The organism is Streptomyces sp. NBC_01410, from assembly GCF_045040195.1.
Taxonomy (GTDB): Bacteria; Actinomycetota; Actinomycetes; order Streptomycetales; family Streptomycetaceae; genus Streptomyces.
In genome coordinates, this window is the sequence record NZ_CP109530.1 from 525,877 (window position 1) to 550,360 (window position 24,484).

The window sequence follows — 24,484 nt, forward strand, 5'->3', positions numbered from 1 at the left end:
GGGGCTGACATGAACCGGGCGGCAGCGAATCCGCTTCCAGGTGCGCGACATGTACTTGCGCTGCCGGAGGTCCCGCAGCCGCCGCCTGGCCTGACAGGCGACGACTACCTGGAGACGGTGGAGAACGATCGCCGGCGGCGCCATCCGGCTCATGCCGCAGGTCCGCAATGTGTCATGCTGAAGCGGGCCCGAAGGCACTGAGGACAATGACGCCCCTGAAACAATGGTGCGATGCTCACCACCGTCGGGTCGCCGACTGGGACTCGATCACGTACAGCAGCGCCCCGCACTGCCTGCGCCGCATCGACGGAAGCAAGGTCTACGGGGACCGGGTGGGGGAGGTCCACGCGGACGGCGAGATCTGGTCCCGCGCGCTCTTCGACATCCGCAACGCGCTCGGTGCGAGGACCGCTGACCGCATCATCATCAACGCCCAGTTCGGTTTCGCGCCCGACACCAGCTTCAAGGACGCGGCACTGACGACAATCGCGACCGCCCAGCGCATGTACGGCTCGAGCGCGGCGGACACCGTCCGCAGTGCGTTCAAGGGCCGCGAGATCCCCGGCATTCAGTAACGCTTGGCCGATCGGTGGCCGTCGCTCGGCGCGGCGGCCACCGGTGCGTCGGACGCTGATCTGGACGGCCCAGGGGCACGGGCAATGACGCCGCCGCCCCGGCGCTGTCTCCCGACGAGGGACGGCGGCGGGTGGGCGGCGAGAAGATGGGCACGCAGCGGCTCACGCCGGCCGCCCACCCCGGATGGCCAGGAGCCTGGTGCCGTGTCGGCGGTCGGTGCGATGAACCGGGCCGCCGCTTCCACCACGGAGGCGCGGTGCCGGGCCGTGCGCTCGTCCTGTCATGCGGAGCCATCCGCGTCGGTGGCAGGGCCACCCGGCGCGGAAAACCAGGACTGAGCCAGCGCCAGGACGAGGGCAAGGTGCCCGTCTTCACCGCCCACGCCCGTCGCTGATACCGAGGGAGCAGGGTCGTCGCCTGCGGCTTCTGCCACCGGTGCCGACGGAGGCTACGCCGGCGAGGATGCCAGCGAGGCCGTCACCACCACCGGCGCCAACCGCCCCGCCCCACGCAAACCATCTGCGACCATTTCCAGCAGCCACACCGCAATATCCGGCGACCACTCCCGCGTACGGCAGCCCAACCGCATTACCTCACGCATCCCCTCGGCATGCACCACGCGGCCGAGGTCGAGGTCCAATCCCGGGAGTCCGCTTTCCGCCACGGACGTGGAGACCTCCACGGCACTCTGCGCCATCTCCCGCACCGCCTCGGACACGGCCACGGCATCATCCTCGACCACTGCGCCCCGCCCAGGACGGCAGGAGACAGTCAGCACCACCTCGTACCGGGCATCCGGATCCGCAAGGTCGAACCAGGGCGCCAACTCGATCTGGTGAAAGGCCGTGTTGCGCTCGGCCGCCTGCAACGGCAACAGGGCGTGCAGGCCGGTGAACGTCACCGCACCCACGCGGGCCAATGTCTCGGACAACACCAGGACGATCGGCCGGGCGGGAAGACCGGGACGCGGGGGGTCGGTGAGAACCCCAGCCTGCAGCCAGGCCAGCTGGTGAACCCTTCCGTCCTGTGTCCAGTCACCGCCGACCTCCTCATGAGCCCACGAAGTGGGCTCATGGTGAGCGGTGTCCTTTCCGTCCTCGTTCAGCCAGCTGCTCAGGGTTTGCCAGCCGTAGGAACCGGCCCGGTCGATCGCAAAACCGAGAAGATCTTCCTCAACAGTGCCATCGGGATCCTGCTCTACAACCCGGTCAAACCACGGGTACCGCTTGAGGATTCCATGCAAACCAATGATCACGGTGGGGGGAAACACAGGCACTCCAGGGAGGCAGGCGGCGCTGGAAGAGTACCCTTCCAGCGCCGCTGTTCAGCTCTTGATCACGTGCCGCAGTACAGCGTCTGCGCCGCGGTGATCTTCTTGTTGGCCTGGTCCGGGTAACCGATGAGATCAACGTCGATGACGCTGCGGAAGGTGTGCTTCTGGATCAGGTTCGTGCACTTCCAGGCAGCCGACGCCCGCTTGGCGCTTCCGCCACCGGAGTAGACGGTCTTGGACCCTGTATTCAGTGTCCTCCAACCTGTCCCGCTCTTGACTTGCAGCTCTATTGTGACCTTGGCCTTGGTCGCCGGACCGCTCAGACGCTTCCACCAGCCGTGGGCGTTGATAGCCCCCCGCACCGTGTGCGAAAAGTGAACGTTGTCGCCCTTGGTTTCGAAAGCTCCGATGCCGGAGCCGGCGCGGGCGGATTCCTGACTGTAGGTGCTGCGGTCCTGCGGTGTGCTGTGGTCGTCGGCCTGTGCCGGGACAGCTGCGCCAACGGCCAGCAGGCCGGCCAGGACAGCGGAAGCCGCACCTATGCGGATACGCACGTAGAGTTCCCCCTCATCGTTGGGCGTGGTCACGCCCGACACCTGACCCAACCAAACATTCGATCTTCGTGCAATCGTTTAGATCACAAGCGCTCGCGTCCCAACCCCCGCCTGTGCACGGCGCGTTGGTGGCGTCAACGCCTACATATGAGCGGCTCGACCTCTGTCGTGAGTTACACGTGCTCTGCCTCAACGGACCGGCGCGGTTGCGCAACACTCCCCCTTGCTGCGGGCAGCGTCCCAATTGGTGGCGTACTGCAGAGCTGTCGGCTTCGGGACGGATTCCTCCACTGCCTCCTGCAACACGAGACCGCCGGGCACACTCCCCTACCAAGGGAGGCACATATGGTGTTCATCCGGGCTGGTCAAGAAGAAGTGGACTCCAGCATGACTCGAATCATCGCTGACATCTCGGTCTCCCTCGACGGCTTCGTCACCGGGCCCGACCCCGGCCCGGACAACGGTCTGGGCACCGGCGGCGAGGCCCTGCACATCTGGGCGTTTTCCGACGACCCCGACGACCGCAGGGTCCTGCGCGAGGCGACCGCCCGCTCGGGCGCCGTGGTCCTCGGCCGCCATCTCTTCGACGTGGTCGACGGACCGAACGGCTGGGGCGACGAGTCCGGCTACGGCGCCGGCGAGGTCGGCAAGCCCGCGTTCGTCGTCGTGACGAGCTCGCCGCCGGAGTCGCTGCGGCTCACCGACCTCGACTGGACGTTCGTCACCACCGGTCTGCCCGACGCCGTCACCGCCGCGCGCGAGCGCGCCGAGGCGGCGTCGTCGGACAGTGGCAAGGACCTCGACGTCGTCCTCATGGGTGGCGGCGCCACGATCGGGTCGGCGCTCGACGCCGGTCTGGTCGACGCGCTGACGCTGCACCTGGCGCCCGTCGTGCTGGGCGCCGGGACGCCACTGTTCACCGGCGGAGCGCCGCGCACGCTGGTGCAGCGGAGCGTGACCTCGACATCGACCGCGACGCACCTGACCTACGACGTCCTCTGACGACGCCGTTGCCGAACTTCACATCGATCAGTCAACGGCATGCCGGCGGGGCGCCGTTCTTCATGTATTTCAGCAGTCACTCCTGACCAGATGACCCCCGCCTCGGGGATCGAGGACAGGCACTCATGACACCAGGACCAGCCCCTGACGCTCACTGACCATCCCCAGTTGGTTCGCTCCGTGAACCAACTGGGGATCAAGAGCACCTTTGAGGTTGAAGGGTCCTGCCTCGCACCGGCAAGCCCCTGGCTGCCTCGTCCGAGTGGGCAGGGCTTCACCGGGTCTTGTCCTGAGTCGGCCCGCCCGGGAAGATCGTCGATCATGCGTATCGACGAACTCAACGCTGGTGAACGTCAGTTGTGGAACGTCTTCGCCCAGGGCGGCGCCGTCGACGTCCGCGACGGCTCGTCAGCGGCGGAACCCGGAGTACGGGCCGAGGTCATTACGGCGCTGCTGCTGGGTGCCAGCACCGATCCCGCCCCGGGTGACCGCCCGGCAATGCGCCTGACCGGTGCCTGCATCACGGGCAGGCTGAATCTGCGATTCGCCGAGATTCCCGTGCCGATCGTCCTGGACGAGTGCCGCTTCGACGAAGTGCCCTCGCTCCAGGGCGCCAGGATCCGCGAGCTGACCCTCACCGGTTGCGCCCTGCCAGGTCTCGCCGCCGACACCGCCGAGATCGACGGCCGGCTCGTCCTGACCCGCTGCCACCTGACCGGACCCCTCGTACTGACCCGCGCCCAAATCCACAGCGACCTGGACCTCCGCGACACCGTGATCACCGCGCCCGGCGCCGAGGCGATATCCGCAGCCCGCCTCATCGCAGGCGGCGACGTGCTGTGCACCAACATGGCCGTCGAGGGAGCCTTCCGCCTCTCCGGCGCCGCCGTCTCCGGCGAGTTCGACCTGGAGGGAGCCTCCCTGAGCAACCCGGGTGGCCACGCCCTGGACGCCTACCACGCCCAGATCACCGAGGACTTCACCTTCCACCCGGGCTTCAGCGCCGAGGGACGGATCATCCTCTCCGGTGCTACGGTCGCGGCGGCCATCGGCTTCTGCGGCGCCCGGCTGAACAACGCCGACGACGTCGCGCTGGAGGCCGTCGACGTCAGCGTGGCCCGCAACTTCGACCTCGGCAAGGGCCTCACCGTCGACGGCGGCATCAAGCTCGACGGCAGCCGCATCGGTACGCAGCTCAGCTTCCGCGACGCCACGCTGAGGAACCCCGGCGGCATCGCCCTGTCCCTACGGCTGACCCAGGCCCGGGAGACCGACCTGCGCACCCAGCAGCCGATCGACGGCATCGTCGACGCAAGCAACGCGCAGCTGGGCACCCTGTACGACACCCCGGACACCTGGCCCGGCGACCTCCGGCTGGCCGAGACCACCTACGACGCCCTCGCCTCCCCCCTGACAGCCACCGAACGGGTCGACTGGCTCCGGCGCAGCACCGACGGCTACCTCCCGCAGCCGTACGAACAGCTCGCAGCCGCCTACCGACGGCTCGGACACGAGGACGAAGCACGCACGGTGCTCCTCGCCAAGCAACGCCATCGCCGTGCCATGCTCCCTCTTCCTACGCGCGTCTGGGGTTACATCCAGGACGCAACCGTCGGCTACGGCTACCGGCCACTCCGTGCCGGCCTCTGGCTCATGGCTCTGCTCGCCTGCGGCGCACTCTTCTTCGGAGCGCATCCCCCCGCACCCCTCGAAGCGGAGAAGGCACCGCCCTTCAACGCCGTCTTCTACACCCTCGACCTGCTCGTCCCGATTACCGCCTTCGGACAGGAAGCTGCCTTCGCACCACGAGGCACTGGGCAATGGCTCGCCTACGCGCTGACCGCTGCCGGGTGGATCCTGGCCACGACCGTCGCCGCCGGCATCTCACGTGCAATCAGCCGCCAGTAGCGAACCAGACAGCCCACGAGGTGACTTCGGCATTTACGGAACGGCGGACAGAACCAAAATTCGAGATCGGCATCAGTCGAGGGTGATCGTTCCGTCGCCTCGGGGGTGAGCCGGGCCAGTGACGCCCAGGACCTGCGCGTTGCTAGTGAGCGGGACTTCCACCAGCACATGCCGCCGGGCCATCAGGCGCAGCAGTTCCCGGTAGTCGTCCTCGTGGCGGATGTCGACGCCGTGGCCGATGCGGTCGGTGCGGGCGGTGAGCACGGCGTCGCGGACGTGGAAGCGCAGGTCCTCCGGGCTTGACCAGGCCGGGGACCGGCTCTCCCGCGTGCAGGATGAGGGGAACGCCGGGATACACACCGCGCAGGTAGTTCAGCATGTGGAGGCGGTAGTCGGCGACCGCCACCGGATCATCCTCGGGCCCCACGAGGTTCAGCGAGACGAACCGGGAATCGCGCCGGGTCAGTTCCACGCCGAGCAGCATCTGGGTGAACACCAGCTCGAGCGGTCCGCCTCGGTCCACCTGGGAGATGAACCTCACCGGCAGCGCGCACCCGGCGTCGGGTCGGCCGGTGTCGGCCGTCAACTGAGCATGGGCCGCTCGCGCTTGCTACCGCGCCTGCTCCACAGCGGCAGAAGCAGGCCAACTGCCCCGTCACATTGCACGCGGCGGCTGGCAAGGCTCTGACCTGCACGCTGCAGGATGGTGTGAAAGCGCGGTCCGGTGTCATTTCAAACGCCTACTCGGAAAAGAGGAAGAGTCACGCGACCGGCAGAGGTACCGGTTGGGCGGAGTCCTTCCCCCAGACGAAGGCCTCGGTGCTCGGCTGGAGTTCGGAGAACCGGCCCGACGCGGAGACCTCCAGCAGCAGCCGGCGCAGGTCTGCCTCGAATTCGTCGCGGCGCGGGCCGAACAGGTGCGGAGCCGAGAACGACATCGAGAACACCCCCGCGACGATGTCGTCAACCGTGCGTTCCAACGGCTGTCCGCCGGGAACGACATGGCACTCCGGACCGGAGAATCCAGCCCGGGCGAGCACCGCGGCCTCACCGCCGGGTGTTCCCTGCGGCAGCACGCCCCGGCCGGCTCGTCGGACCGGTCCGAGGTAGTGCCTGACCAGCTCCTCGATCGCCGCATAGGGCACCGCTGGATACGGCAGAGCGTCGACTGTTCGGGTCTCCGTCTTCAAGTCCGAGATGTGCACCAGGGCCCGCTGAGCTGAAGCATGTCCCTGGTGGTTGCCGCCACCAGCTCGCGGTCCATCCAGTGGAAGGACTGGCCGAAGGTGGCCACGGTGAACGTTCCAAGTCCTGCGGGAAGATCTTCGGCCCGAGCCTGAAACCACTGCGCCTTCTCTGTCACTCCTCGCTCGACGGCCTCACGCCTGGCTTCGGCGATCATCTCCCTGTCCGGGTCCACGCCGACGATCTCGCCGAACAAGTGGGCCAGACTCAGGGCGAGGGTTCCCGGTCCGCATCCCACGTCGATGAGGCGCCCTTGCCCATCGAGCTTGAGAACCTCGGCGAGCACGTCCACCAGCCCGGGGGCATAGGGAAGCCTCCCGCGCTGGTAGTACGTGGCAGTACCCGAGAACAGCGTGTCGTCCCACTCCCAGCCGGCCGCCACGTCCGCCCACCACCTTCACAGAGATCCGCAAATGTCCGGCTTCGCCGATGATTCCACAGCTCGACGACCGACTGGGAATCTGCCAACTCAAGTGCGACAGGACACCATCTGCCTGCACAGCCACCACCCGCACAGGACTTTGGTGACAACACAACTGCCTATGTGGCGCCTATCGTGCTTCGGCTCACTCGCACCGACTCAAAGATCTAGGGTCCACGTTCGGCGGCGGTCACTGCCGTGTTGTGGAGCTTCGCGGCGATCAGGGTGGCGGCGCACAGCAACGCCGTACGGGTACGCGTCATACGGGCGCCACGCGCGGACGCGTGCGTCGTGCCACCGCACAACACCCCGCCCGGACCCGTCGGGCCGATGGACACACCGGCAGGTCGGCAGACGGTCTGCGGGCCCAGGCTCGCGGGGCTCCACTCCAACCAGATGCAATGGCCCGGTCTTGCGGGCCAAGGCTCCGTGCTCGCCCTGCGCCCGAACCCCCGGCTGCTGATCGGCGGCCTCTCAATCCGACCGGCTCTCCCGGGCTGCGGCCAAATGGGCGGCAGAGCGGGGCGGCTGACGCAGCCCGGTGGTTCCATTGACCTTATGGCAACGCGGACTGTCGTCGTCGAGCGCGTGATCCGTGCGTCTCCCGAGCGGGTGTGGGAGGCCCTTACCGACCTTCAGGGCACAGTGCGTGTGCTCAACGGTGTGGAGCGGATCGAGGTCCTCACCGAGGGCGGCTTCGCAGTGGGCACACGGTGGCGCGAGACCCGGCGGATGCTGGGCAAGGAGGCCACCGAGGAAATGTATGTGACCGCAAGCGAGCCCCCTCAGCGTTTTGTGGTGGAGGCCGACTCCCAAGGCACCCACTATGTGTCGGAGTTCGCGCTGCTGACCGCCGGCCCGGAAGCGACGACCGTGCGGATGACATTCTCGGCCGTCCCGCCCGGCGGCTTCAGGGGCCTGCTCGCCAAGCTGCTCGGCGGCCTCGGCGTCAGGGCAGTGAGCAGGGCGATCGCGAAAGACCTCGACGATGTCGCCGCCGCGGTGGAAAGCGACAGCAGCCAGTGAACGGATGCAGAGACCTTCAGTTCCTCTCAGCACCCGGCCGAGCCCGGGTCGTGCGCCCCAGGCCCGGCCCATCGGCCCTGGGGCGCTCGGAGCGCCCGACAGACGGCCGTCGAACCGACGAACTTCCGTCAGCTGATCGAGGAACTCGACCTTGGCTATGTCCTCGCCGTTCCGACTGCCGCAGTGATCACCAGGCCCGGACGCGCGCCGGCCAGGTCACTCTCCCCACGGCGTGATCCCCCACCGGACCGTGTGCCGCTCGCCGGGGCCGAGGCCGATGAGCGCGGTGCCGCTGCGGAAGGCGTCCGGCGGGCAGGTCATCGGCTCGACGGCGACCGCGCGACGCCGCTCCCCCGGCGGCAGAGTGTCGCCCGTGTACAGCTGCACGTAGTCGGCGCCCTCGCCGAGCCACACGTCCGTGCCGAAGGCTCCCGACGGGTGGGCCAGGCGGACCACCGCCCGCCCGTCCTCGTCCCGGTCGAGGTCACCGAAGGGGGTGTCCAGTCGGCGTGCTCCTACGGCCTGCGGTGCACGCAGGTCGTACGCCGTCCCGGCGACCGGCTCGGCGGCCACGGGCAGGCCACGCTCGTCGGTGCGCAGCCTCGTCCGCGCGGGGACAGTCAGCACCGCCTCGTCGACGGCCGCGGTGCCCGCCATGACGTAGGGATGCTGGCCGAAGCCGTACGGTGCGACGCTCTCGCCGAGGTTCCTCGCCGTGACGGCCACCTCCAGTCCTCCCTCTCCGAGGGTGTACTCGGCGAGGACGTGGAGGTGGAAGGGGTAGCCCGGCTGCGGCCACAGGTGCACGGCCAGTGCGGCCCGGCTGTTGCTCGACTCCACGACCCGCCACGAGACCCACCGAAGCAGCCCGTGGAGGGCGTTGCGGCCGGCCGGCTCGGTGAGCGGGAGTTGAAGCTCCTGCCCGTCCCAGCTGTACCGGCCGTCCCTGATCCGGTTGGGCCACGGCACCAGGATCTGGCCACGGCCGCCGGTGATCCGGTCCTGTGCGGCGAATCCGTCGATCACGGCGCGTGCACCGACCGTGTACGACCTGAGCGCCGCGCCCAGCTCGACCACGACGGCGGTGTGGGGGCCGTGGCGGAGCGTCAGTTGCTGTCCGGTGCGGCTCTCCTGCACGCGTGGCCCCCTTGGTCCGCCCGGCGGGCGCTGTCGACCGCGGTCGATGGGGTGACCTGCGGTAGTGGACTCCGTCGGGAGCATGGGGCTGCGTGCGGAGCCGGTCAAGCGCGACACGTACCACGGGCGGAATCGCTGGGCGCTTTCGCCCACTGGAGCCACGGTGGGCCGGCCCCGCGGCTGCCACCGACGGCCGTCGCATTCGTCCGGTCGACGCACGGGCGCTCCGCTGTCCCCCGGTCGGAACAGCGGCGTCACCCGCCGCGCGGGCGCCTGCTGCGCGAGTGCACGCTGCCTCGGCCGATGCGCCGCCAGACAGCCCGCTGGAATCGGAGCGTCAGCACACCCACCGCGATCAGGAGCACGATGTTGAGCAGCAGCTGGAGCATGGACCCGCGCGCCTCGCTCCAGCTGGAGAACGCGCAGGAGACGCCGACGTCGGCGGCAGCCGGGATGGTGGTGACCGAGATGAAGACGCCGAGCAGCGCGCTGGTTCTGGCCTGGGTCAGCGACACGATCCCGACGATTCCGGCCAGCACCGCGACGACGACGGAGAAGACGTTGGGGGCGTCGATCAGGCTCGAGACCGGTCTGATGCCCAGGTCGAATGCCCTGGGTTGCAGTGCGAGACCCCGGATCACCCACGAGAACAGGTATGTCACGACGATGGCCAGTGAGAATCCCACAGCGAGGGCGAAGAGGCCCTGACGGATCCTGGTGCCGTTGCCGCGGTCGATGCCCAGCGCGACGCTGGTGATGGCGCCGTACTCCGGTCCGACGACCATGGCGGCGACGATAAGGATCTGGGAGTTGGTGAGGATCCCCACCGACCCGATGACGCCTGCGATGACCAGATAGAGGTAGAAGCTCGGCAGGTACGTACCCTCGGCGCGAATGCGCGCCTCGACCTCCTCCCAGACCGGCGCATGCGCGAGCGCCCCCAGTTGCTTTTGCTCCGCCTTGGCCGCGGTGGCGGAGAAGGCCATCTCGACCGGCTCGATGACGATGGATCCGCGGCGGTCGAGTTCCAGTTCGCGCAGACCGCGCAACACGTCGTTGGCCGCACCCGCCAGGATGTCGCACTCGACCGCGTCGCCGTCGGGGTTGCGCGCCAGTTCGCGCAGTACGACCAGGTTGAACACATAGCGGTCGTCGGCCAGCAGCCCAACCGCACGGGACGTCAGGTCAGGAGGGCTCACCAGTCGGACGTGGATCATCTCCATGCACAACCTCCATCGCCGGGCCACTCGGCCGCACCGGGGCAACGGCCCGCGCGCCGAGTTCGGACCCCGCGTGCCCTGGGCAGGCCCTAGCCAGTAATGCCCGCCGGGCGGGCGGTCGGCAAACCGAGAGCGGTGAACGGCTTGGTCCCCCTTGGGTCGCCCGGACGGCCCTGCTGTGGCACCACCGTCGATGGCCCTCAGCCAGGGCCCTACGCCGTAAGGGTGCCGCCCCGCGAGGGCGAGCGGTCGGCCCGCCTCGGCATGGCGAGGACCACCGGCGTGGGCGATGGTGGATCTCAGGAGCATCTCCGAGCCCCCGGAGTGGCCATGGACCGCTACCCTCCCATCGCCGAGCACGGCCTGGTGGGCGACCTGCAGACCGCTGCCCTCGTCTCGTCGCAGGGCGTCGTCGACTGGTTCGCCGCTCCCCGGTTCGACTCCCCCAGCATCTTCGCCGCACTGCTCGACCACGACCGCGGCGGATACTTCCAGCTGGCCCCCGAGCATCCGGACGGGACCTGCAAGCAGCTCTACTACCCCGACACGGCCGTCCTGGTGACCCGCTTCATGTCGCCCGACGGTGTGGGCGAGGTGATCGACTTCATGCCCCCGGACCGGACCGGCATCGCCAGCGACCGGCACACCCTGATCCGGGGGGTGCGCGTCGTGCGGGGGACCGTGGACTTCGCGCTCGACTGCCGGCCGCGCTTCGACTACGGCCGCGCCGAGCACGAGCTCGAACTCGACAACAACGCCGCCGTTTTCCGGGCTCCGGGAATAGAGGCACACCTTCAGGGCACCTTCCCGCTGGAGAGGAACGGCCAAGACGTACGCGGCAGGTTGAGACTGAGCGCGGGAGAGTTCGGCGGCGCTGTCTTCACGGTGTGCGCCCCGGGCGCCACACCGGAACCCCCGACGGTCGAACGGGTGACCAAGCAGTTCTGGGAGGTCGTCGACTTCTGGCACACCTGGCTGAGCAAGTCCCGCTACCGGGGCCGCTGGCCCGAGCTGGTGCACCGCTCGGTGATCACCCTGAAACTTCTCACCTACGCCCCCACCGGCGCCATGGTTGCCGCGGCCACCACGGGGCTGCCCGAGCAGGTCGGCGGGGAGCGCAACTGGGACTACCGGTTCACCTGGGTACGCGACGGCGCTCTGTCCGTGCGGACCCTGCTGGACCTCGGTTTCGCCGAGGAAGCCACCGCTTTCGTCCACTGGCTGGTGGCCCGTCTGCGTGAACGCGAGGGCAAGGACGGTGAGCCGCTCCAGACGATGTACCGGGTCGACGGCAACCCCGACCTGCCGGAGGAGACCCTCGATCACTTCGAGGGCTACCGCGGCTCGTCCCCGGTCCGGATCGGCAACGGTGCCGCGGACCAGCTCCAGCTCGACATCTACGGTGAGGCTCTTTACGCGGTGTCCCAGGGCCTTGAGCTCGCCCAGCAGGCCACGTACGAGGGATGGAAGACGCTGGCCAGGACGCTGGACTGGTTCGCCGACGCGTGGGACCGGCCGGACGAGGGCATCTGGGAGACCCGCGGGGGCAGGAAGGACTTCACCTACAGCCGGGTCATGTCCTGGGTGGCCTTCGACCAGGGGCTGCGGCTGGCGGACCGCTTCCGCAGACCCGCCGATCTGGAAAAATGGCGCAAGGCGAGGGACGCCGTCTTTGAGCAGGTGATGCAACGCGGATGGAGCGAGCGGGAGCGCGCCTTCGTCCAGCACTACGACGGAGACGTCCTCGACGCCTCCCTCCTGGTCATGCCGAGGGTCAAGTTCCTCGCGCCCAAGGACCCCGCCTGGCTGTCCACGCTCGACGCGATGGACCGCAAGCTCGTCTCCGACAGTCTCGTCTACCGCTACGACCCGTCGGCATCACCGGACGGCCTGCGCGGCTCTGAGGGCACCTTCAGCCTGTGCACGTTCCTCTACGTGGACGCGCTGTCCCGAGCCGGACGGCTGCCCCTGGCCCGGTACACCTTCGAGAAGATGCAGACCTACGCCAACCACGTCGGTCTCTTCGCCGAAGAGGTGGGTCCGAGCGGGGAGCAACTGGGCAACTTCCCCCAGGCGTTCACCCATCTGTCGCTGATCATGGCTGCCGTCACCCTGGACGAAGCGCTCGACCGGGAAGGCAAGTGAGCGCGGGTCATGGCCACCCCGGCGGGATTGCCGCGGCTCAGCGCCGGCGAATTCGCCGAGCTCTACGCACGCGTCAGCCGCAAGGCCCGTGCCTCCCACCGCGGTGCCCTGGACGACATCACGCCGCGTCATGTGGTGGTGGCCGCAGCCGAGGTGAGGTCGGGCCGCACGGTGACGATGGCGGCGCAGATCGAGACGGAGCCGGGGCCCGACAATCCCGAGCCGACCGGGCACGTCATGACGGGCGCGGTACGGGGCGGGATTGACTCGAGCGGGCTCCAGTTCGCCAGGGACCGCTTCACGATGAACGTTCACGGGGACGCCGACAGCCATCTCGACGCCCTGTGTCACGTGATCTACGACGGCACACTGCACGGTGGCGTGGACGCGAGCACCGTCACGCCGGCCGGGGCGACAGCCCTGTCCGTCGAGGCGGCTCGCGACGGAATCGTCGGACGCGGCGTGCTGCTGGACATTCCGCGGCTGCGCGGTGTGCCGTGGCTCGAACCAGGCGATCACGTGATGCTCGACGACCTCACCGCGGCCGAGAGCGCCCAGCACGTCCGGGTGTCCGACGGCGATCTCCTCTTCGTCCGGGTCGGGCACCGCCGCCGCCGCAACGAGCTGGGAGCGTGGCACTCGGCAGACATGCGCGCCGGGCTCCATCCCTCCGCGCTGGAGTTTCTGGCGGACCGGCGGGTCGCGGTGCTCGGCGGCGACGGGAACAACGACACTGCCCCGAGCTCCACCGAGGGCGTCGATTTCCCCGTGCATGTGCTCGCAGTCCACGCCATGGGCCTCCACCTGCTGGACTACCTGCAGTTCGAGGACCTTGCGGCTGTCTGCGAGGCGGAAGGGCGCTGGTCGTTCCTGTGCGTCATCGCCCCGCTGAGGCTGCCGGACGCCACCGGCTCACCGGTCAACCCGATCGCAGTGTTCTGAGCCCGTCCCCGACTGGGCAGGCCGACCCGCAGAGCTCGGCGCCGGTCCTCCGTCAGGGGGTGGGCGGCAGCACGATGTTCTCCAGCGGCTCGCCCTCCAGGTAGCGCAGCAACTGGGCCCGGACCAGGCGCAAAGCGCGGGGCAGGAAGGCCGAGGTGGTGCCAGCGACGTGGGGGGTGATCAGGGTGTTGGGGCGTACCAGGGCGGATGCCCGGCGGGGAGCAGCTCGGGGTCGGTGACATCGAGGGCCGCGCCCAGCCGTCCGGCGCCGAGCTCGGCGAGCAGCGCGCCGGTGTCCACCACGGGGCCCCGGGACACATTCACCAGCAGCTTCCGGTCCGGCATCCGTGCGAGGAAGTCCGCGTCGACCATGCCGCGGGTGTGCGGGGTGAGCGGGACGGTCAGGATCACTACGTCGGCGCGGGGCAGCAGTTCGGGCAGTTCGGTGATGGGGTGCACAGGACCGCCGGGGCAGCTCGGGCGGTCCGGGCCACTCGCAGGATCTCGCAGGCCCTCGGGCAGGCCCCCGATCTGCGACGGCGGGTACGGGAGCAGAAACCTCGCGTCGCTCCGACCGGTCAGACGGTCCATGGGGCTCATGGGCTGAATGTAGAGTCTGTCGGCCGGTCGGGCAGCTCAGCGGGCGGGGCCCTGTCCTACCGTCGGCCCGAGTCGGACGGACGAGGCTGGGAGAACCTCCGTGGGAGCAGCGTCTCGGGTGCCACCGGTCGTGGTGGTCATGGGTGTGTCGGGTTCGGGGAAGTCCACGGTGGGCCGGCTGCTCGCGGACCGGCTCGCGGTGCCCTTCGTAGAGGCTGACGACTTCCACCCGGCCGCGAACCGCGCCAAGATGGCCGCCGGCCGACCGCTCGACGACGAGGACCGCAAGCCGTGGCTGCTGTCCCTCACCGACTGGATCCGGGAGGCGACCGCCTCCGGCCGGGGCGGGGTGATGGCCTGCTCGGCTCTCAGGTACGAATACCGGGACCTGTTCCGCCGGGCGGGCGCAGGCGTCCTGTTCCTGCACCTTGCGCTCGACCGGGCCTCCGCCGAACGGCGGGTCGCCGGACGCAGAGGCCATTTCATGCCCGCCCGGCTGGTGGACTCCCAGTACGCCGCACTCGAACCGCTGCGGCCCGACGAGCGTGGCGTGACCGTCGACGCGGCAGCCGACCCGCAGAGCATCGTCGACCAGGCGTCGAGCGCGGTACGGGCGATCGGGTGAACAGGCACCTCTTCAGCACTCATCCGGTCGCCCCCACCAAGGCCGCCCGATAGCTTCGGATTCGGCACTGAATGTCCCACGTATGCAGGTGCATTTTGACCCGCACACCACCTGCCCTGCGGGCGAGCACCACGGCGAGGACAGCCATCGACTCCTAGAACGGGACCCGACATGACCGACGATCAGCACTACGACGTCATCATCATCGGTACGGGAGCGGGCGGCGGCACACTCGCCCACCGGCTGGCCCCCACTGGCAAGCGGATCCTCATCCTGGAGCGCGGCGACTACCTGCCCCGCGAGCGGGACAACTGGGACTCCACGGCCGTGTTCGTCAAGGGGAAATACCGTGCCCCCGAGTTCTGGTACGACAAGCACGGCAACCAGTTCCCCCCGGAGGTCAACTACTACGTCGGGGGCAACACCAAGTTCTACGGCGCGGCGCTCTTCCGGCTCCGGCCCGAGGACTTCGGCGAGCTGCGCCACCACGACGGCATCTCTCCGGCCTGGCCGATTCGCTACGAGGACCTGGAGCCGTACTACACGCAGGCGGAGCAGCTCTACCTCGTACACGGGCGGCACGGCGAGGATCCGACGGAGGGCCCGGCCAGCGGCGAGTACCCCCACCCCCCTGTCGAACACGAGCCGCGTATCCAGCAGCTCAGCGACGACATGGAGAAGAAGGGACTCCACCCCTTCCATCTGCCCATCGGCGTGAACCTGACCCAGGACGAACACGGCAGAGCAACCCACAGCAGCGTCTGCATCCGCTGCGACCGGGTGGACGGCTTCCCCTGCCTGATGGGCGCCAAGTCCGACGCCCAGGTGATCTGCGTCGACCCGGCGCTGAAGCACGACAACGTCACGATGGTGACGGGCGCCCATGTCCGGCGGCTTCAGACCGACCCGACCGGACGGACCGTCACCGGTGTCGTTGCCGAGTTCGAGGACGAATCGACGCGGGAATTCAGCGCCGACATCGTCGTGGTCGCCTGCGGCGCGGTCAACTCCGCTGCTCTGTTGCTCCGTTCGGCGAACGACAAACACCCGGACGGCCTGGCCAACAGCTCGGACGTGGTGGGACGCCACTACATGCGGCACAACAACCTGGCGCTGATGGCGGTGTCGAAGGAACCGAACCCCACCAAGTTCCAGAAGACACTGGCACTGCACGACTGGTACCTGGGAGCCGACGACTGGGACTTCCCGCTCGGCGGCATCCAGATGCTGGGCAAGTCGGACGCCGATCAGATCCACGGCGAGGCGCCGCGCTGGGCCGGCGCGGTCTCACCGGACATGCCGTTCGAGATGCTCGCGCACCACGCCGTCGACTTCTGGCTCTGCGGAGAGGACCTCCCGCTGCCCGAGAGCCGCGTCACCCTCGACAAGAACGGCGACATCCACCTGGCCCTCGACGAGAAGAACAACGTCGCCGGGCTCAAGCGCCTCCAGCACAAGCTCCAGGGGATGCTCGGGCACCTGGGCATGCACGAGCACCACCTGCTGTCGCACAGCATCTACCTCCACAAGGGCATGCCGATCGGGGCCACCGCCCACCAGGCAGGCACCGTCCGGTTCGGCACCGACCCCCGCAGCTCGGCCCTGGATGTCGACTGCAAGGCCCACGACCTCGACAACCTCTACGTCGTGGACACGAGCTTCTTCCCGAGCATCGGCGCGGTGAACCCGTCGCTGACCGCGATCGCCAACGCCCTGCGAGTCGGCGACCACATCGCCGCCCGGCTGCGCTGACGGGTGTCGTACGCAGCGACGGAGCCGGCGGCAGGTGGACACGCCACCGGCCGTCGGCTCCGCCGCTGAGGGAACCTGCCCAGCTCCGCTAGAGGTTGTCCCCCGGCGCTCTTGCAGCCGCGGTGTCGGCGTCGGTCAGCGGCTCCAACTCACCCTGCGTGTCGAGCCGGTAGAGCAGCACCAGAGCCGGGCCGACCAGCACGATCGCGATGCCGGTGACGATCGCCAGCCAACGCAGGGTATGAGGGGCGCCGGCCGCATCCGCCACCGTCAGCGAGGTGGGCAGAAGGTAGGGCCGCTGCGCGAAGCCCCAAGCGCCGACAGTGAGGGCCACGCTCGCCACCGAGGTGTAGCGCGTCCAGCCGTAGGACCCGCGTACCAGAAGCAGCACCGTGGCCAGACCGCACACCGCCGCCAGGACAACCATCAGCAGCCCCAGACCGCCGGTGAGACCCTCCCAGACGTGCCGGGCATCGTCATGGGTGACGGGCAGCGCGATGAGCGCCAGGACCACGATCACGGCGAAAGCGAGCAGCGCCCGCAGACGGAAGTAGCCCACGAGGTCTTCCGCACCGAACCGTCGGGCATCGGCGCACAGGAACACCGCCCCGAGGAACGCGGTGGCGGCGATGGTCAGCAGACCGGTGAGGACCGAGGTCGGGTTGCTCCAGGCGTCCGCGGATGCGGGGGTCCCGACCGCGACTTGACCGGCAGCGATGCCGCCGAGCACCGCCCCCAGGAAGAAGGGCGTGAGCAGCGAAGAAATGGCGAACGCCGCGCCGTAGATCCGCCGTTGAGCCAGTCGGCGGGACGGCTTGCGCAGGGCGAACCCGGCGCCGCGGAGCACCAGGCCCACCGCCGCGAGCGCGAGCGGCAGCCACATTGCCTCGAAGACGGCCTGGAACATCGTCGGGAAGCCGGTCCACATGACGATGAAGACGAAGATCAACCAGACGTTGTTGACCTCCCAGACCGGCGCCATCGCGTGATCGACAAGCCAGCGGGGCCGCTTGCCGCGCTCCGCGCCCCCGGCCATGAGGTCCCAGAACCCTGCCCCGTAGTCGGTGCCCCCGCCGCAGGCATACGCGGCGATGGCGAGCACCATCACCCACGCAATGAAATCCGCCATCATGATGCACCACCAGGGGTTCGGTCGGAGCCGTCACGGGGCGCGGTCCCGGCAGCTGCGGGCTCCGGCTCGCTTCTGGGCCCGTACGGGGTGTCGGCCTCCGGAGGCAGGACGGCGCGCTCGGCTGCCAAGCCCTCGTCGGCGATTCGCCAGCGGGTGCGCAACTTCAGGATGACCGCGAGGAACGCGCCCAGCACGACCCCGTACACGACGATGACGATGCCGAGCATCGCCCACAGCGATTCGGCGCGGGTGTCGGTCACTGCCTCTGAGACCCGCATCTGGTTGTACACGATCCAGGGCTGGCGGCCGACTTCCGTGGTGATCCAGCCGCATTCCACGGTGACCAGGCACGCGGCTCCCGCGATGGCGGCGCAGCGGAAGAACCAGCGGCTGCGAGGAAGGTCCCGGTGCCGCAGCCAGCACCAGGCGTACCAGAGCGCCAGCAGGATCAGCAGACTGCCGACAGTGACCATGATGTCGAAGGCCCAGTGCGCGATGGTGGCCTGGACCGCGGTGGGGCGGTCGGCGGCAGGCACCGAGGTCAGCCCGGTCACCTGGGTGCTGGGCTTGAAGCCGGCGAGGATCGAGTCCAGTTGGGGGATCTTGAGCCCTCCGGAGATTGTCCCGTCGCTGTTCAGCCGTCCGAACATGTACTCCGGCACGTGGGTGTCGGTCTTCCAGACGATCTCCATGGCGGCGAACTTGACCGGCTGCTTGTGGAAGACGGCGCGCGCGGCGGAGTCGCCGATCATGAACTGGATCGGTGTCAGGATCGCGGCCACCGTGAACGGCACCGTGAACCCGAGGCGGTGGTAGCGGTCTCGGCGCCCACGCAGCCAGCCCACCGCGTACACCCCGGCGACCACATATCCGGCGGTCATGAGCATCGCGACGACGAAGTGCCAGTACTCCGGACCGAACATCGGTGTGAAGATCGCCTGCTGCACGTCGACATCGACGGGCTTGCCCTGGGCATCGAGGCTGAACCCCTGCGGGGTGTTCATCCACGCGTTGGCGGCGATGATGCCGAACGCCCCCATCAGGGCGGCCAGCGGCAGCGGTACGCCCAGCCAGAAGTGGGTCCAGGGCTTCAGCCGGCGCCAGCCGTAGAGGTAGATCGCGATCAGGACGGCTTCCAGGAAGAACGCCCAGGCCTCGATGCCGAAGCCGAGCCCGAACACGTCGCCCCAGCGCCCCATCATGCCGGGCCACAACAGGCCGAGCTCGAACGACAGCACCGTGCCGGTGACGACGCCGATGGCGAACTGGACGGCCATCACCGCCGACCAGCGCCGGGCGAGCTTGAGGGCGACGGGATCGTTGCGGCGAAGCGCCCGGTGATGCATCAGCAGCGTGATGAGCGGCAGCGCCACTCCGAACGGGACCAGCAGGATGTGCGAAGCCAGAGTGAAGGCCATCAGCTCACGAGCCGGCAGCAGTTGGGGCGGCGTGGCCGCCAGATCGATCGCTGTGCTGAGCATGTGTGCCTCAAGGGTCGGCCCCGCGGACGGCGGGGGCTGAGGAGGGACAGGATGCAGAGGGGTGGCGGCCGCGAATGGCGCCGGGCCGTCGTCAGAGCGGCGGCGAAGGCGCCTTCGGCGCGGGCGCCTGGCCGGCCGGCGCATCGGCGTCGGGCATGGTGAAGGCGCGCTCGCGTCGCGAGCTGGTGAGGAAGGCGACGGACCAGCTGAGCACCGCTCCCAGCCTGCTGCGGAATCCGGTGAGGAAGGCCAGATGGATGAAGAGCCAGACCAGCCAGCCGGTGAAGCCCGACAGGTGCAAGGGCCCCGCCTTGACGACGGCCCGGCCACGGGCGATGTAGGCGGCACTGCCGAAGTCCCAGTACTTGAAGGGCTTCGGCTCCTTCGTCCTGCCCTCAACTGCGTGACGCACCATCCGGCCCGCGTATGCGCCCGACTGCATGGCGACCTCGGCCAGCCCCGGCAGCCGGTTCAGGCTCATCACGTCGCCTGTCACACGGATCTCCGGATGACCGGCGATGGTGAGGTCGGCTTCGACGGCAATGCGTCCAGCCCGGTCCTGTTGGGCGCCGGTTGCCCGGGCCAGCGCGGCGGCGATGGGCGGCGCCTCGACCCCCGCCGTCCACAGCACGGTGCGTGCGTCGAACCGGGTCGTCGCACCGTCACGATCTTGTACCGTCAGGCCGTGCGCGTCGACGTCGGTCACCTTCGTGCCCAGGTGAAGCTCGACACCGAGGCCCTGCAGGGTTCGGGCGGCACGTCGGGCCAGAGGATGACCGAACGCGCCCAGCACCTCGTCGGCCCCCTCGAAGACCATCACCCGGGCCTGGGCCGAGTCGATCGCATGGAACTCCCGGTCGAGCGTATGGCCCGCGATCTCCCGGATCTGTCCGGCGAGCTCGACACCGGTCGGCCCGCCACCGACGAGCGCGAAGGTGAGCCACTGCTGCCGCTCCTTGGCGTCCGCGGCCGTTTCGGCCATCTCGAACGCCTGATAGAGCCGTCGGCGGATGCCCAGTGCGTCGTCCAGGGTCTTCATGCCGGGCGCGTACTCGGCGAACTCGTCGTGCCCGAAGTAGGACTGGCGCATGCCGACCGCGACAATCAGATCGTCGTACGGGAGGGTAACGGCCCCGCCGTCGGGCCGACTCGCGTGGACCAGCCGGGCCTTGGCATCCACATCCGTGGCCTCGGCGAGAAGGCAGCTCACGTTGTGGTGGCGCCGAAGGACCGCACGCAGCGGTTGAGCGATCTGGCCTTCGGACAGAATCCCGGCGGCACACTGGTACAGCAGCGGCTGGAAGAGGTGGTGGGCGCGGCGGTCGACCACGGTCACCGCGACCGGTGACCGCCGCAGCGCGCGAGCGGCGAACAACCCGGCGAACCCCCCGCCGAGGATCACCACCCGGCGGGGCGTCACATGGTCTTGCACAGGGGATCAGCCTCCGGTGGCGAAGCCGGGGAAGAGCGTCATCCCACCGTCGACGTAGAGCGTGGCGCCGACGACGTAGTCGAGCAGGTCCGAGGAAACGGCGACGACGGCGTTGGCGATGTCGTCCGGGTCACCGACGCGGCGGTACGGAATCAGCCGCAGGAGGTCTGCCTCAGCCTCGGGGGTCGACCAGGCGTCGCGATTGATCGGCGTGCGGATCGCGCCAGGTGCAACCGCGTTGACCCTGATCCGGTGGGGGGCCAGCTCCTGGGCGAGAGTCTGCATCAGCATGCCCACACCGCCCTTGGAGGAGGCGTAGTTCACATGCCCAGCCCACGGGACGATCTGGTGGACCGAGCTCATGCAGATGATCTTCCCGGCCGACCGGGACACCTCCTTCACCACGCCGCGCCGCATGAACTCCTTGGCGGCTTCCCGGGCACAGAGGAACTGGCCGGTCAGGTTGACATCGATGACCTTCTGCCACTGGGCGAGTGTCATCTCCGTCAGGGCCGAGTCCCGCTGGAGGCCCGCGTTGGCCACCATGATGTCGATGGTTCCGAACTCCTCGACCATCCGGGCGACCATGTCAACCACTTGGCCCTCGTCGGACACATCGGCCTCATGGGCGTAGGCCCGCACGCCGAAGTCCTTGATCTGCGCCACGACCTTCTCGGCCTCGTCCGCGCCGACGACGTAGTTCACCACGACGTCCGCTCCGGCCCGGCCCAGGGCAACGGCAGTCGCCAGGCCGATACCCGAGTTGGCGCCGGTCACCAGCGCCTTCTGGCCCCTGAGCAGCTGCGCGGATGTGGTTCCGCGGCTCTCGTCGACTCCAGTTGCCACGAGCTCTCCTTAGGCGTTTTCGAACGGCCCGCCCGCCCACGTGAAGAACGCCGACGGGCGATGCATGAGGGGGTTGGGCCTCGGACTGTCCGCCAGGAGGGGCCCGCAGGAGCAGTCGCCGGCCTGCGCACAGACGAAAACACCCTGCGTCGTGAGCGGGAGGGACCGGCGCGCCACGCGGCCGTATTTCGGCGGGGCATGTCACACGGTCGGGCTACGGGGCCCCGAGAGTCAGTACGGGAAGAACAGAGCGAGGGCCGACCGCGGACGCAACAGCTGATCGGCCCGGTGCTCACCTCACGGCTCGCCGGACCGGGCGGATCACCCTAGCGTCGTATACAGGAGCCAGTGGCTCCATCGGCTTGGCGATCTGTACGAGGGGTGCTCATGTTCATCCAGGTCATCCAGGGCAACGTCAGCGACGCCGCGGCACTACGGGCCCGGCTCGACCGGTGGCAGGCGGACATTGCTGCGGGCGCCACCGGCTGGCTCGGCTCCACAGGGGGTGTGACCGGTGACGGCACATTCGTGGGAGTGGTCCGCTTCGAGTCGGCGGAAGCGGCGCAGCGCAACAGCGACCGGCCGGAGCAAAGCGCGTGGTGGTCGGAGACCTCGAAGCTCTTCACCGGCGAGGTTACGTTCCACAACTGCCGTGAAGTCCTGTCGTACCTGCGGGGCGGCTCGGACGACGCGGGCTTCGTCCAGATCATCCAGGGGCGGGTCTCCGATCCCGCCCGCTTCCGTGAGATGTACGACGCGACCGACGACGAACGTCTTGCCGCATTCCGGCCGGACCTGATCGGCGGCACCGTAGGGCTGCACGGCGACGGTGGATTCACCGAGGCGGTCTACTTCACCTCGGAGAAGGCCGCTCGCGAGGGGGAGCAGAAGGAACCACCGGCCGAGATGAGGGAAGAATTCGATCAGATGATGTCCCTCATGCAGAACGTCAGTTACTACGACCTCTCGGAACCCTGGCTCACATCTCCCAGGTAGCGGTCGCAGGTTGAAGAGCACATCGCCCAGGCGGCCGGGCCGTCAGGCGTTCTGCTCCATCAGCGGTCGCAGGCGTTCCAGCAGGGCGTAGAGCGTCGCGCTCTCGGCTTCGTCCAGGGCGTCGAGGGCGCCGTGCGTCTCCTGCATCTCCTCGCGTACGCGGCGGATGATCTCGCGGCCCGCGTCGGTTGCGACGACATTCTTCACGCGGCGGTCCGCGGGGTCGGCTTCACGGCGGACCAGCTCGCGGGCCTCCAGGCGGTCCACGATCCCCGTGACGTTCGACGCGTCGCACACGAGCAGGGCGGCGAGGCCGCGCATCGGCAGCGGGCCGTGGAGCTGGGCGAGGACCTTGGCCTGAGTGGAGGTGAGGCCGTGGTGGGCGGCGGCGGCCGCGAAATCACGCCACTGGGCGGTGCCGATGGCGGCGAGCAGCTCCAGGAGCTGGAGCTTGGTGGGGGCCTGCGGGGCAGTGGTGCTCATGGTTGAAGCGTACTCAAGATGCTTCATATTCTCAATTATTTACTTGACTACCTTAACTATCAAGGTCTACCGTCTTGCGAAGTACTTGATGTCATCAAACATCTGCGATCTGAAGCATTGAGAAGGTCCCGACCCCCATGAGCACCGCCGCACCCACACCCGTCGCTGACACCCGGCCCAGGAACGAGACGGTCATCGTCTTCGCCCTGAGCCTTGCCGCCATGGTCGTGTCGATGATGCAGACCCTGCCGGTCCCGATCCTGGGCCTGATCCGCAACGACCTCGGCACCTCGACCGCCGGCGTCAGCTGGGTGACCACCGCCACCCTGCTGTCCGCCGCCGTCTTCACCCCGCTGCTCGGCCGCTTCGGTGACCAGCACGGCAAGAAGCCCACCCTGGTGGCCGTCCTGGGCGTCATGGTCGCGGGTTCCGTCATCGCCGCGGTCGCGAGCTCGCTGCCGCTGCTGATCCTGGGCCGGGTGCTCCAGGGTGCCGCCACCGCGATCTTCCCGCTGGCCCTTTCCGTCCTGCGCGAAGAGGTCCGGCCGCAGAAGCTGCCCGGCGCCATGGCACTGGTCAGCGGCACGCTGGCGTTCGGCAGCGGGCTCGCACTCGTCGCCACCGGTCTGCTCACCTCCGGCGACGACGCCGACTACCGCAACGCCTTCTGGATGGCGACCGGCTTCGCGGTCCTCGCCCTGCTCGCCGTCGTCTTCCTTGTCCCGGCGACCCGGCACAAGACCGGCGGCCGCACCGACTTCCTCGGCGCGCTGACCCTCGGCATCGCCCTGCTGCTGCTCCTGCTGCCGATCTCCCAGGGCCACGAGTGGGGCTGGACCTCCGGCCGTACGCTGGGCAGCTTCGCCGGCGCGGCCGTCATGGCCGCCGTCTGGGTGCTGGTCGAGCGCAAGGTGCGCGAGCCGCTCGTCGACATGGGAATGTTCGTCCACCGCCCGGTCCTCATGGCCAACCTGGCCGGCATCCTCGTCGGCTTCGGCATGTTCGCGAACTTCCTCGGCGTCTCCTACCTCGTGCAGTTGCCCAAGGCGCTCACCGGCTTCGGCTTCGACGCCTCGATCCTGCGCGCGTCCGTCCAGTTCCTGCTGCCCGGCGCGATCGTCTCGCTGCTCGCGTCGCCCGTCGGCGGCCGGCTGGTCCGCCAACGCGGCCCCCGGTACGTGCTCGGCATGGCCGCGGCATTCGGAGCCGTCGGCTTCGGCTGGCTTGCCCTCGACCACGCCCACACCGCCTCGGTGATCGGCGCCGGCCTCATCGTCGGCGCGGCCGTCAGCTTCGGCTACGCCGCCATGCCGGCCGTCATCATGGCGAGCGTTCCGCACCACCAGAGCGGCATCGCCAACGGCATCAACTCGATCTCCCGCTCCACCGGCAGCGCGATCGGCAGCGCCATCGTCACCACGATCCTGGCCTCCAAGACCATCGAGCACCTGCCGGCAGGTGTGCCGCCGCTGCCCGCCGAATCCGCGTTCACCCTCACCTTCGGCATCGGGGCCGTCGCCTTCGCGCTGGTGGCGCTGATCGGCTGGCTCGGCCTGCGCGGACAGCAGGGCCACCGGGTCGTCGAGGCGGGCAAGGCGCCCGCTGCGCAGCAGGCGCAGGTGCCGGCCAACGCCCGCTGACCCCTGCCCGGGCCCTTCCGGGGCCCGGGCACGCTGCGGATGCCGTTC

19 protein-coding genes and 3 pseudogenes are annotated in these 24,484 nt (G+C 69.0%); 10 read left to right on the forward strand and 12 right to left on the reverse strand.

What is annotated here, in order from left to right; genetic code table 11:
• The first annotated feature begins 206 nt into the window (after positions 1 to 206).
• A complete protein-coding gene (locus OG741_RS02440; RefSeq protein ID WP_405594608.1) occupies positions 207 to 575 on the forward strand; it encodes a M4 family metallopeptidase in 369 nt (122 codons plus the stop codon).
• A gap of 449 nt (positions 576 to 1,024) precedes the next feature.
• Here OG741_RS02440 and OG741_RS02445 read toward each other — a convergent pair whose 3' ends face one another.
• Positions 1,025 to 1,846 (reverse strand): hypothetical protein, encoded by an 822-nt coding sequence (locus OG741_RS02445; RefSeq protein ID WP_405594611.1) that lies wholly within the window; start codon positions 1,844 to 1,846, stop codon positions 1,025 to 1,027.
• 65 nt (positions 1,847 to 1,911) lie between these two features.
• Positions 1,912 to 2,436 (reverse strand): hypothetical protein, encoded by a 525-nt coding sequence (locus tag OG741_RS02450; RefSeq protein WP_405594613.1) that lies wholly within the window; start codon positions 2,434 to 2,436, stop codon positions 1,912 to 1,914.
• 354 nt (positions 2,437 to 2,790) lie between these two features.
• On the opposite strand from OG741_RS02450, the gene OG741_RS02455 reads away from it, so the two are divergent.
• Both OG741_RS02455 and OG741_RS02460 read left to right on the forward strand, forming a co-directional pair.
• Positions 2,791 to 3,405 carry a dihydrofolate reductase family protein gene (locus OG741_RS02455; protein WP_405594615.1) on the forward strand — a complete coding sequence of 205 codons (615 nt, stop codon included), beginning with the start codon at positions 2,791 to 2,793 and terminating at the stop codon, positions 3,403 to 3,405.
• 321 nt (positions 3,406 to 3,726) lie between these two features.
• The gene (locus OG741_RS02460) at positions 3,727 to 5,313 is read left to right on the forward strand and encodes an oxidoreductase (RefSeq protein ID WP_405594617.1); all 1,587 of its coding nucleotides are present in this window, start codon (positions 3,727 to 3,729) and stop codon (positions 5,311 to 5,313) included.
• A 102-nt stretch (positions 5,314 to 5,415) separates the two neighbouring features.
• Here the strand turns inward: OG741_RS02460 and OG741_RS02465 are convergent.
• Together OG741_RS02465 and OG741_RS02470 are read right to left on the reverse strand one after the other, a co-directional pair.
• Positions 5,416 to 5,914: pseudogene (locus OG741_RS02465) on the reverse strand (adenosine deaminase); the annotation flags it as partial.
• Positions 5,915 to 6,074: 160 nt separating this feature from the next.
• Positions 6,075 to 6,940 (reverse strand): annotated as a pseudogene (locus OG741_RS02470) (class I SAM-dependent methyltransferase).
• Positions 6,941 to 7,537: 597 nt separating this feature from the next.
• Here OG741_RS02470 and OG741_RS02475 point away from each other — a divergent pair.
• Positions 7,538 to 8,005 carry an SRPBCC family protein gene (locus OG741_RS02475; protein ID WP_405594619.1) on the forward strand — a complete coding sequence of 156 codons (468 nt, stop codon included), beginning with the start codon at positions 7,538 to 7,540 and terminating at the stop codon, positions 8,003 to 8,005.
• 216 nt (positions 8,006 to 8,221) lie between these two features.
• Here OG741_RS02475 and OG741_RS02480 read toward each other — a convergent pair whose 3' ends face one another.
• Positions 8,222 to 9,142 (reverse strand): aldose 1-epimerase family protein, encoded by a 921-nt coding sequence (locus OG741_RS02480; RefSeq protein WP_405594621.1) that lies wholly within the window; start codon positions 9,140 to 9,142, stop codon positions 8,222 to 8,224.
• 254 nt (positions 9,143 to 9,396) lie between these two features.
• The gene (locus OG741_RS02485) at positions 9,397 to 10,365 is read right to left on the reverse strand and encodes a DUF389 domain-containing protein (protein ID WP_405594623.1); all 969 of its coding nucleotides are present in this window, start codon (positions 10,363 to 10,365) and stop codon (positions 9,397 to 9,399) included.
• A 327-nt stretch (positions 10,366 to 10,692) separates the two neighbouring features.
• On the opposite strand from OG741_RS02485, the gene OG741_RS02490 reads away from it, so the two are divergent.
• On the forward strand, positions 10,693 to 12,507 hold the full coding sequence (locus OG741_RS02490; RefSeq protein ID WP_405594625.1) for a glycoside hydrolase family 15 protein: 1,815 nt from the start codon (positions 10,693 to 10,695) through the stop codon (positions 12,505 to 12,507).
• Between the two features lie 9 nt (positions 12,508 to 12,516).
• Positions 12,517 to 13,449: a cyclase family protein gene (locus OG741_RS02495; RefSeq protein ID WP_405594627.1), complete on the forward strand. Its 933-nt coding sequence runs from the start codon at positions 12,517 to 12,519 to the stop codon at positions 13,447 to 13,449.
• A gap of 52 nt (positions 13,450 to 13,501) precedes the next feature.
• On the opposite strand, the pseudogene OG741_RS02500 reads toward OG741_RS02495, so the two are convergent.
• Positions 13,502 to 13,952, reverse strand: a pseudogene (locus OG741_RS02500) (NAD(P)-dependent oxidoreductase); the annotation flags it as partial.
• Positions 13,953 to 14,188: 236 nt separating this feature from the next.
• Here OG741_RS02500 and OG741_RS02505 point away from each other — a divergent pair.
• Positions 14,189 to 14,674, forward strand: a complete 486-nt coding sequence (locus OG741_RS02505) for a gluconokinase (protein WP_405605357.1) — start codon at positions 14,189 to 14,191, stop codon at positions 14,672 to 14,674.
• A 171-nt stretch (positions 14,675 to 14,845) separates the two neighbouring features.
• Complete coding sequence (locus OG741_RS02510) at positions 14,846 to 16,426, forward strand: GMC oxidoreductase (protein ID WP_405594629.1); 1,581 nt, start codon at positions 14,846 to 14,848, stop codon at positions 16,424 to 16,426.
• An 88-nt stretch (positions 16,427 to 16,514) separates the two neighbouring features.
• Here the strand turns inward: OG741_RS02510 and OG741_RS02515 are convergent, their stop codons facing one another.
• The 4 genes from OG741_RS02515 to OG741_RS02530 all read right to left on the reverse strand — a co-directional run bounded on the left by OG741_RS02515 (position 16,515) and on the right by OG741_RS02530 (position 21,317).
• Positions 16,515 to 17,558: a cytochrome d ubiquinol oxidase subunit II gene (locus tag OG741_RS02515; protein ID WP_405594632.1), complete on the reverse strand. Its 1,044-nt coding sequence runs from the start codon at positions 17,556 to 17,558 to the stop codon at positions 16,515 to 16,517.
• The gene (locus tag OG741_RS02520; RefSeq protein ID WP_405594634.1) at positions 17,555 to 19,039 is read right to left on the reverse strand and encodes a cytochrome ubiquinol oxidase subunit I; all 1,485 of its coding nucleotides are present in this window, start codon (positions 19,037 to 19,039) and stop codon (positions 17,555 to 17,557) included. The genes OG741_RS02515 and OG741_RS02520 overlap by 4 nt, the downstream gene beginning before the upstream one ends.
• 91 nt (positions 19,040 to 19,130) lie before the next feature.
• On the reverse strand, positions 19,131 to 20,471 hold the full coding sequence (locus OG741_RS02525) for an NAD(P)/FAD-dependent oxidoreductase (protein WP_405594636.1): 1,341 nt from the start codon (positions 20,469 to 20,471) through the stop codon (positions 19,131 to 19,133).
• A 6-nt stretch (positions 20,472 to 20,477) separates the two neighbouring features.
• Positions 20,478 to 21,317, reverse strand: coding sequence for an SDR family oxidoreductase (locus tag OG741_RS02530; RefSeq protein WP_405594638.1), 840 nt, complete (start codon positions 21,315 to 21,317; stop codon positions 20,478 to 20,480).
• A 387-nt stretch (positions 21,318 to 21,704) separates the two neighbouring features.
• Here OG741_RS02530 and OG741_RS02535 point away from each other — a divergent pair, with 387 nt between their 5' ends.
• A complete protein-coding gene (locus OG741_RS02535; protein ID WP_405594640.1) occupies positions 21,705 to 22,313 on the forward strand; it encodes a hypothetical protein in 609 nt (202 codons plus the stop codon).
• A 42-nt stretch (positions 22,314 to 22,355) separates the two neighbouring features.
• Here OG741_RS02535 and OG741_RS02540 read toward each other — a convergent pair whose 3' ends face one another.
• Positions 22,356 to 22,796: a MarR family winged helix-turn-helix transcriptional regulator gene (locus tag OG741_RS02540; RefSeq protein WP_405594642.1), complete on the reverse strand. Its 441-nt coding sequence runs from the start codon at positions 22,794 to 22,796 to the stop codon at positions 22,356 to 22,358.
• A 137-nt stretch (positions 22,797 to 22,933) separates the two neighbouring features.
• Here OG741_RS02540 and OG741_RS02545 point away from each other — a divergent pair, with 137 nt between their 5' ends.
• The gene (locus OG741_RS02545; RefSeq protein WP_405594644.1) at positions 22,934 to 24,436 is read left to right on the forward strand and encodes an MFS transporter; all 1,503 of its coding nucleotides are present in this window, start codon (positions 22,934 to 22,936) and stop codon (positions 24,434 to 24,436) included.
• The last annotated feature ends 48 nt before the right edge of the window (positions 24,437 to 24,484 follow it).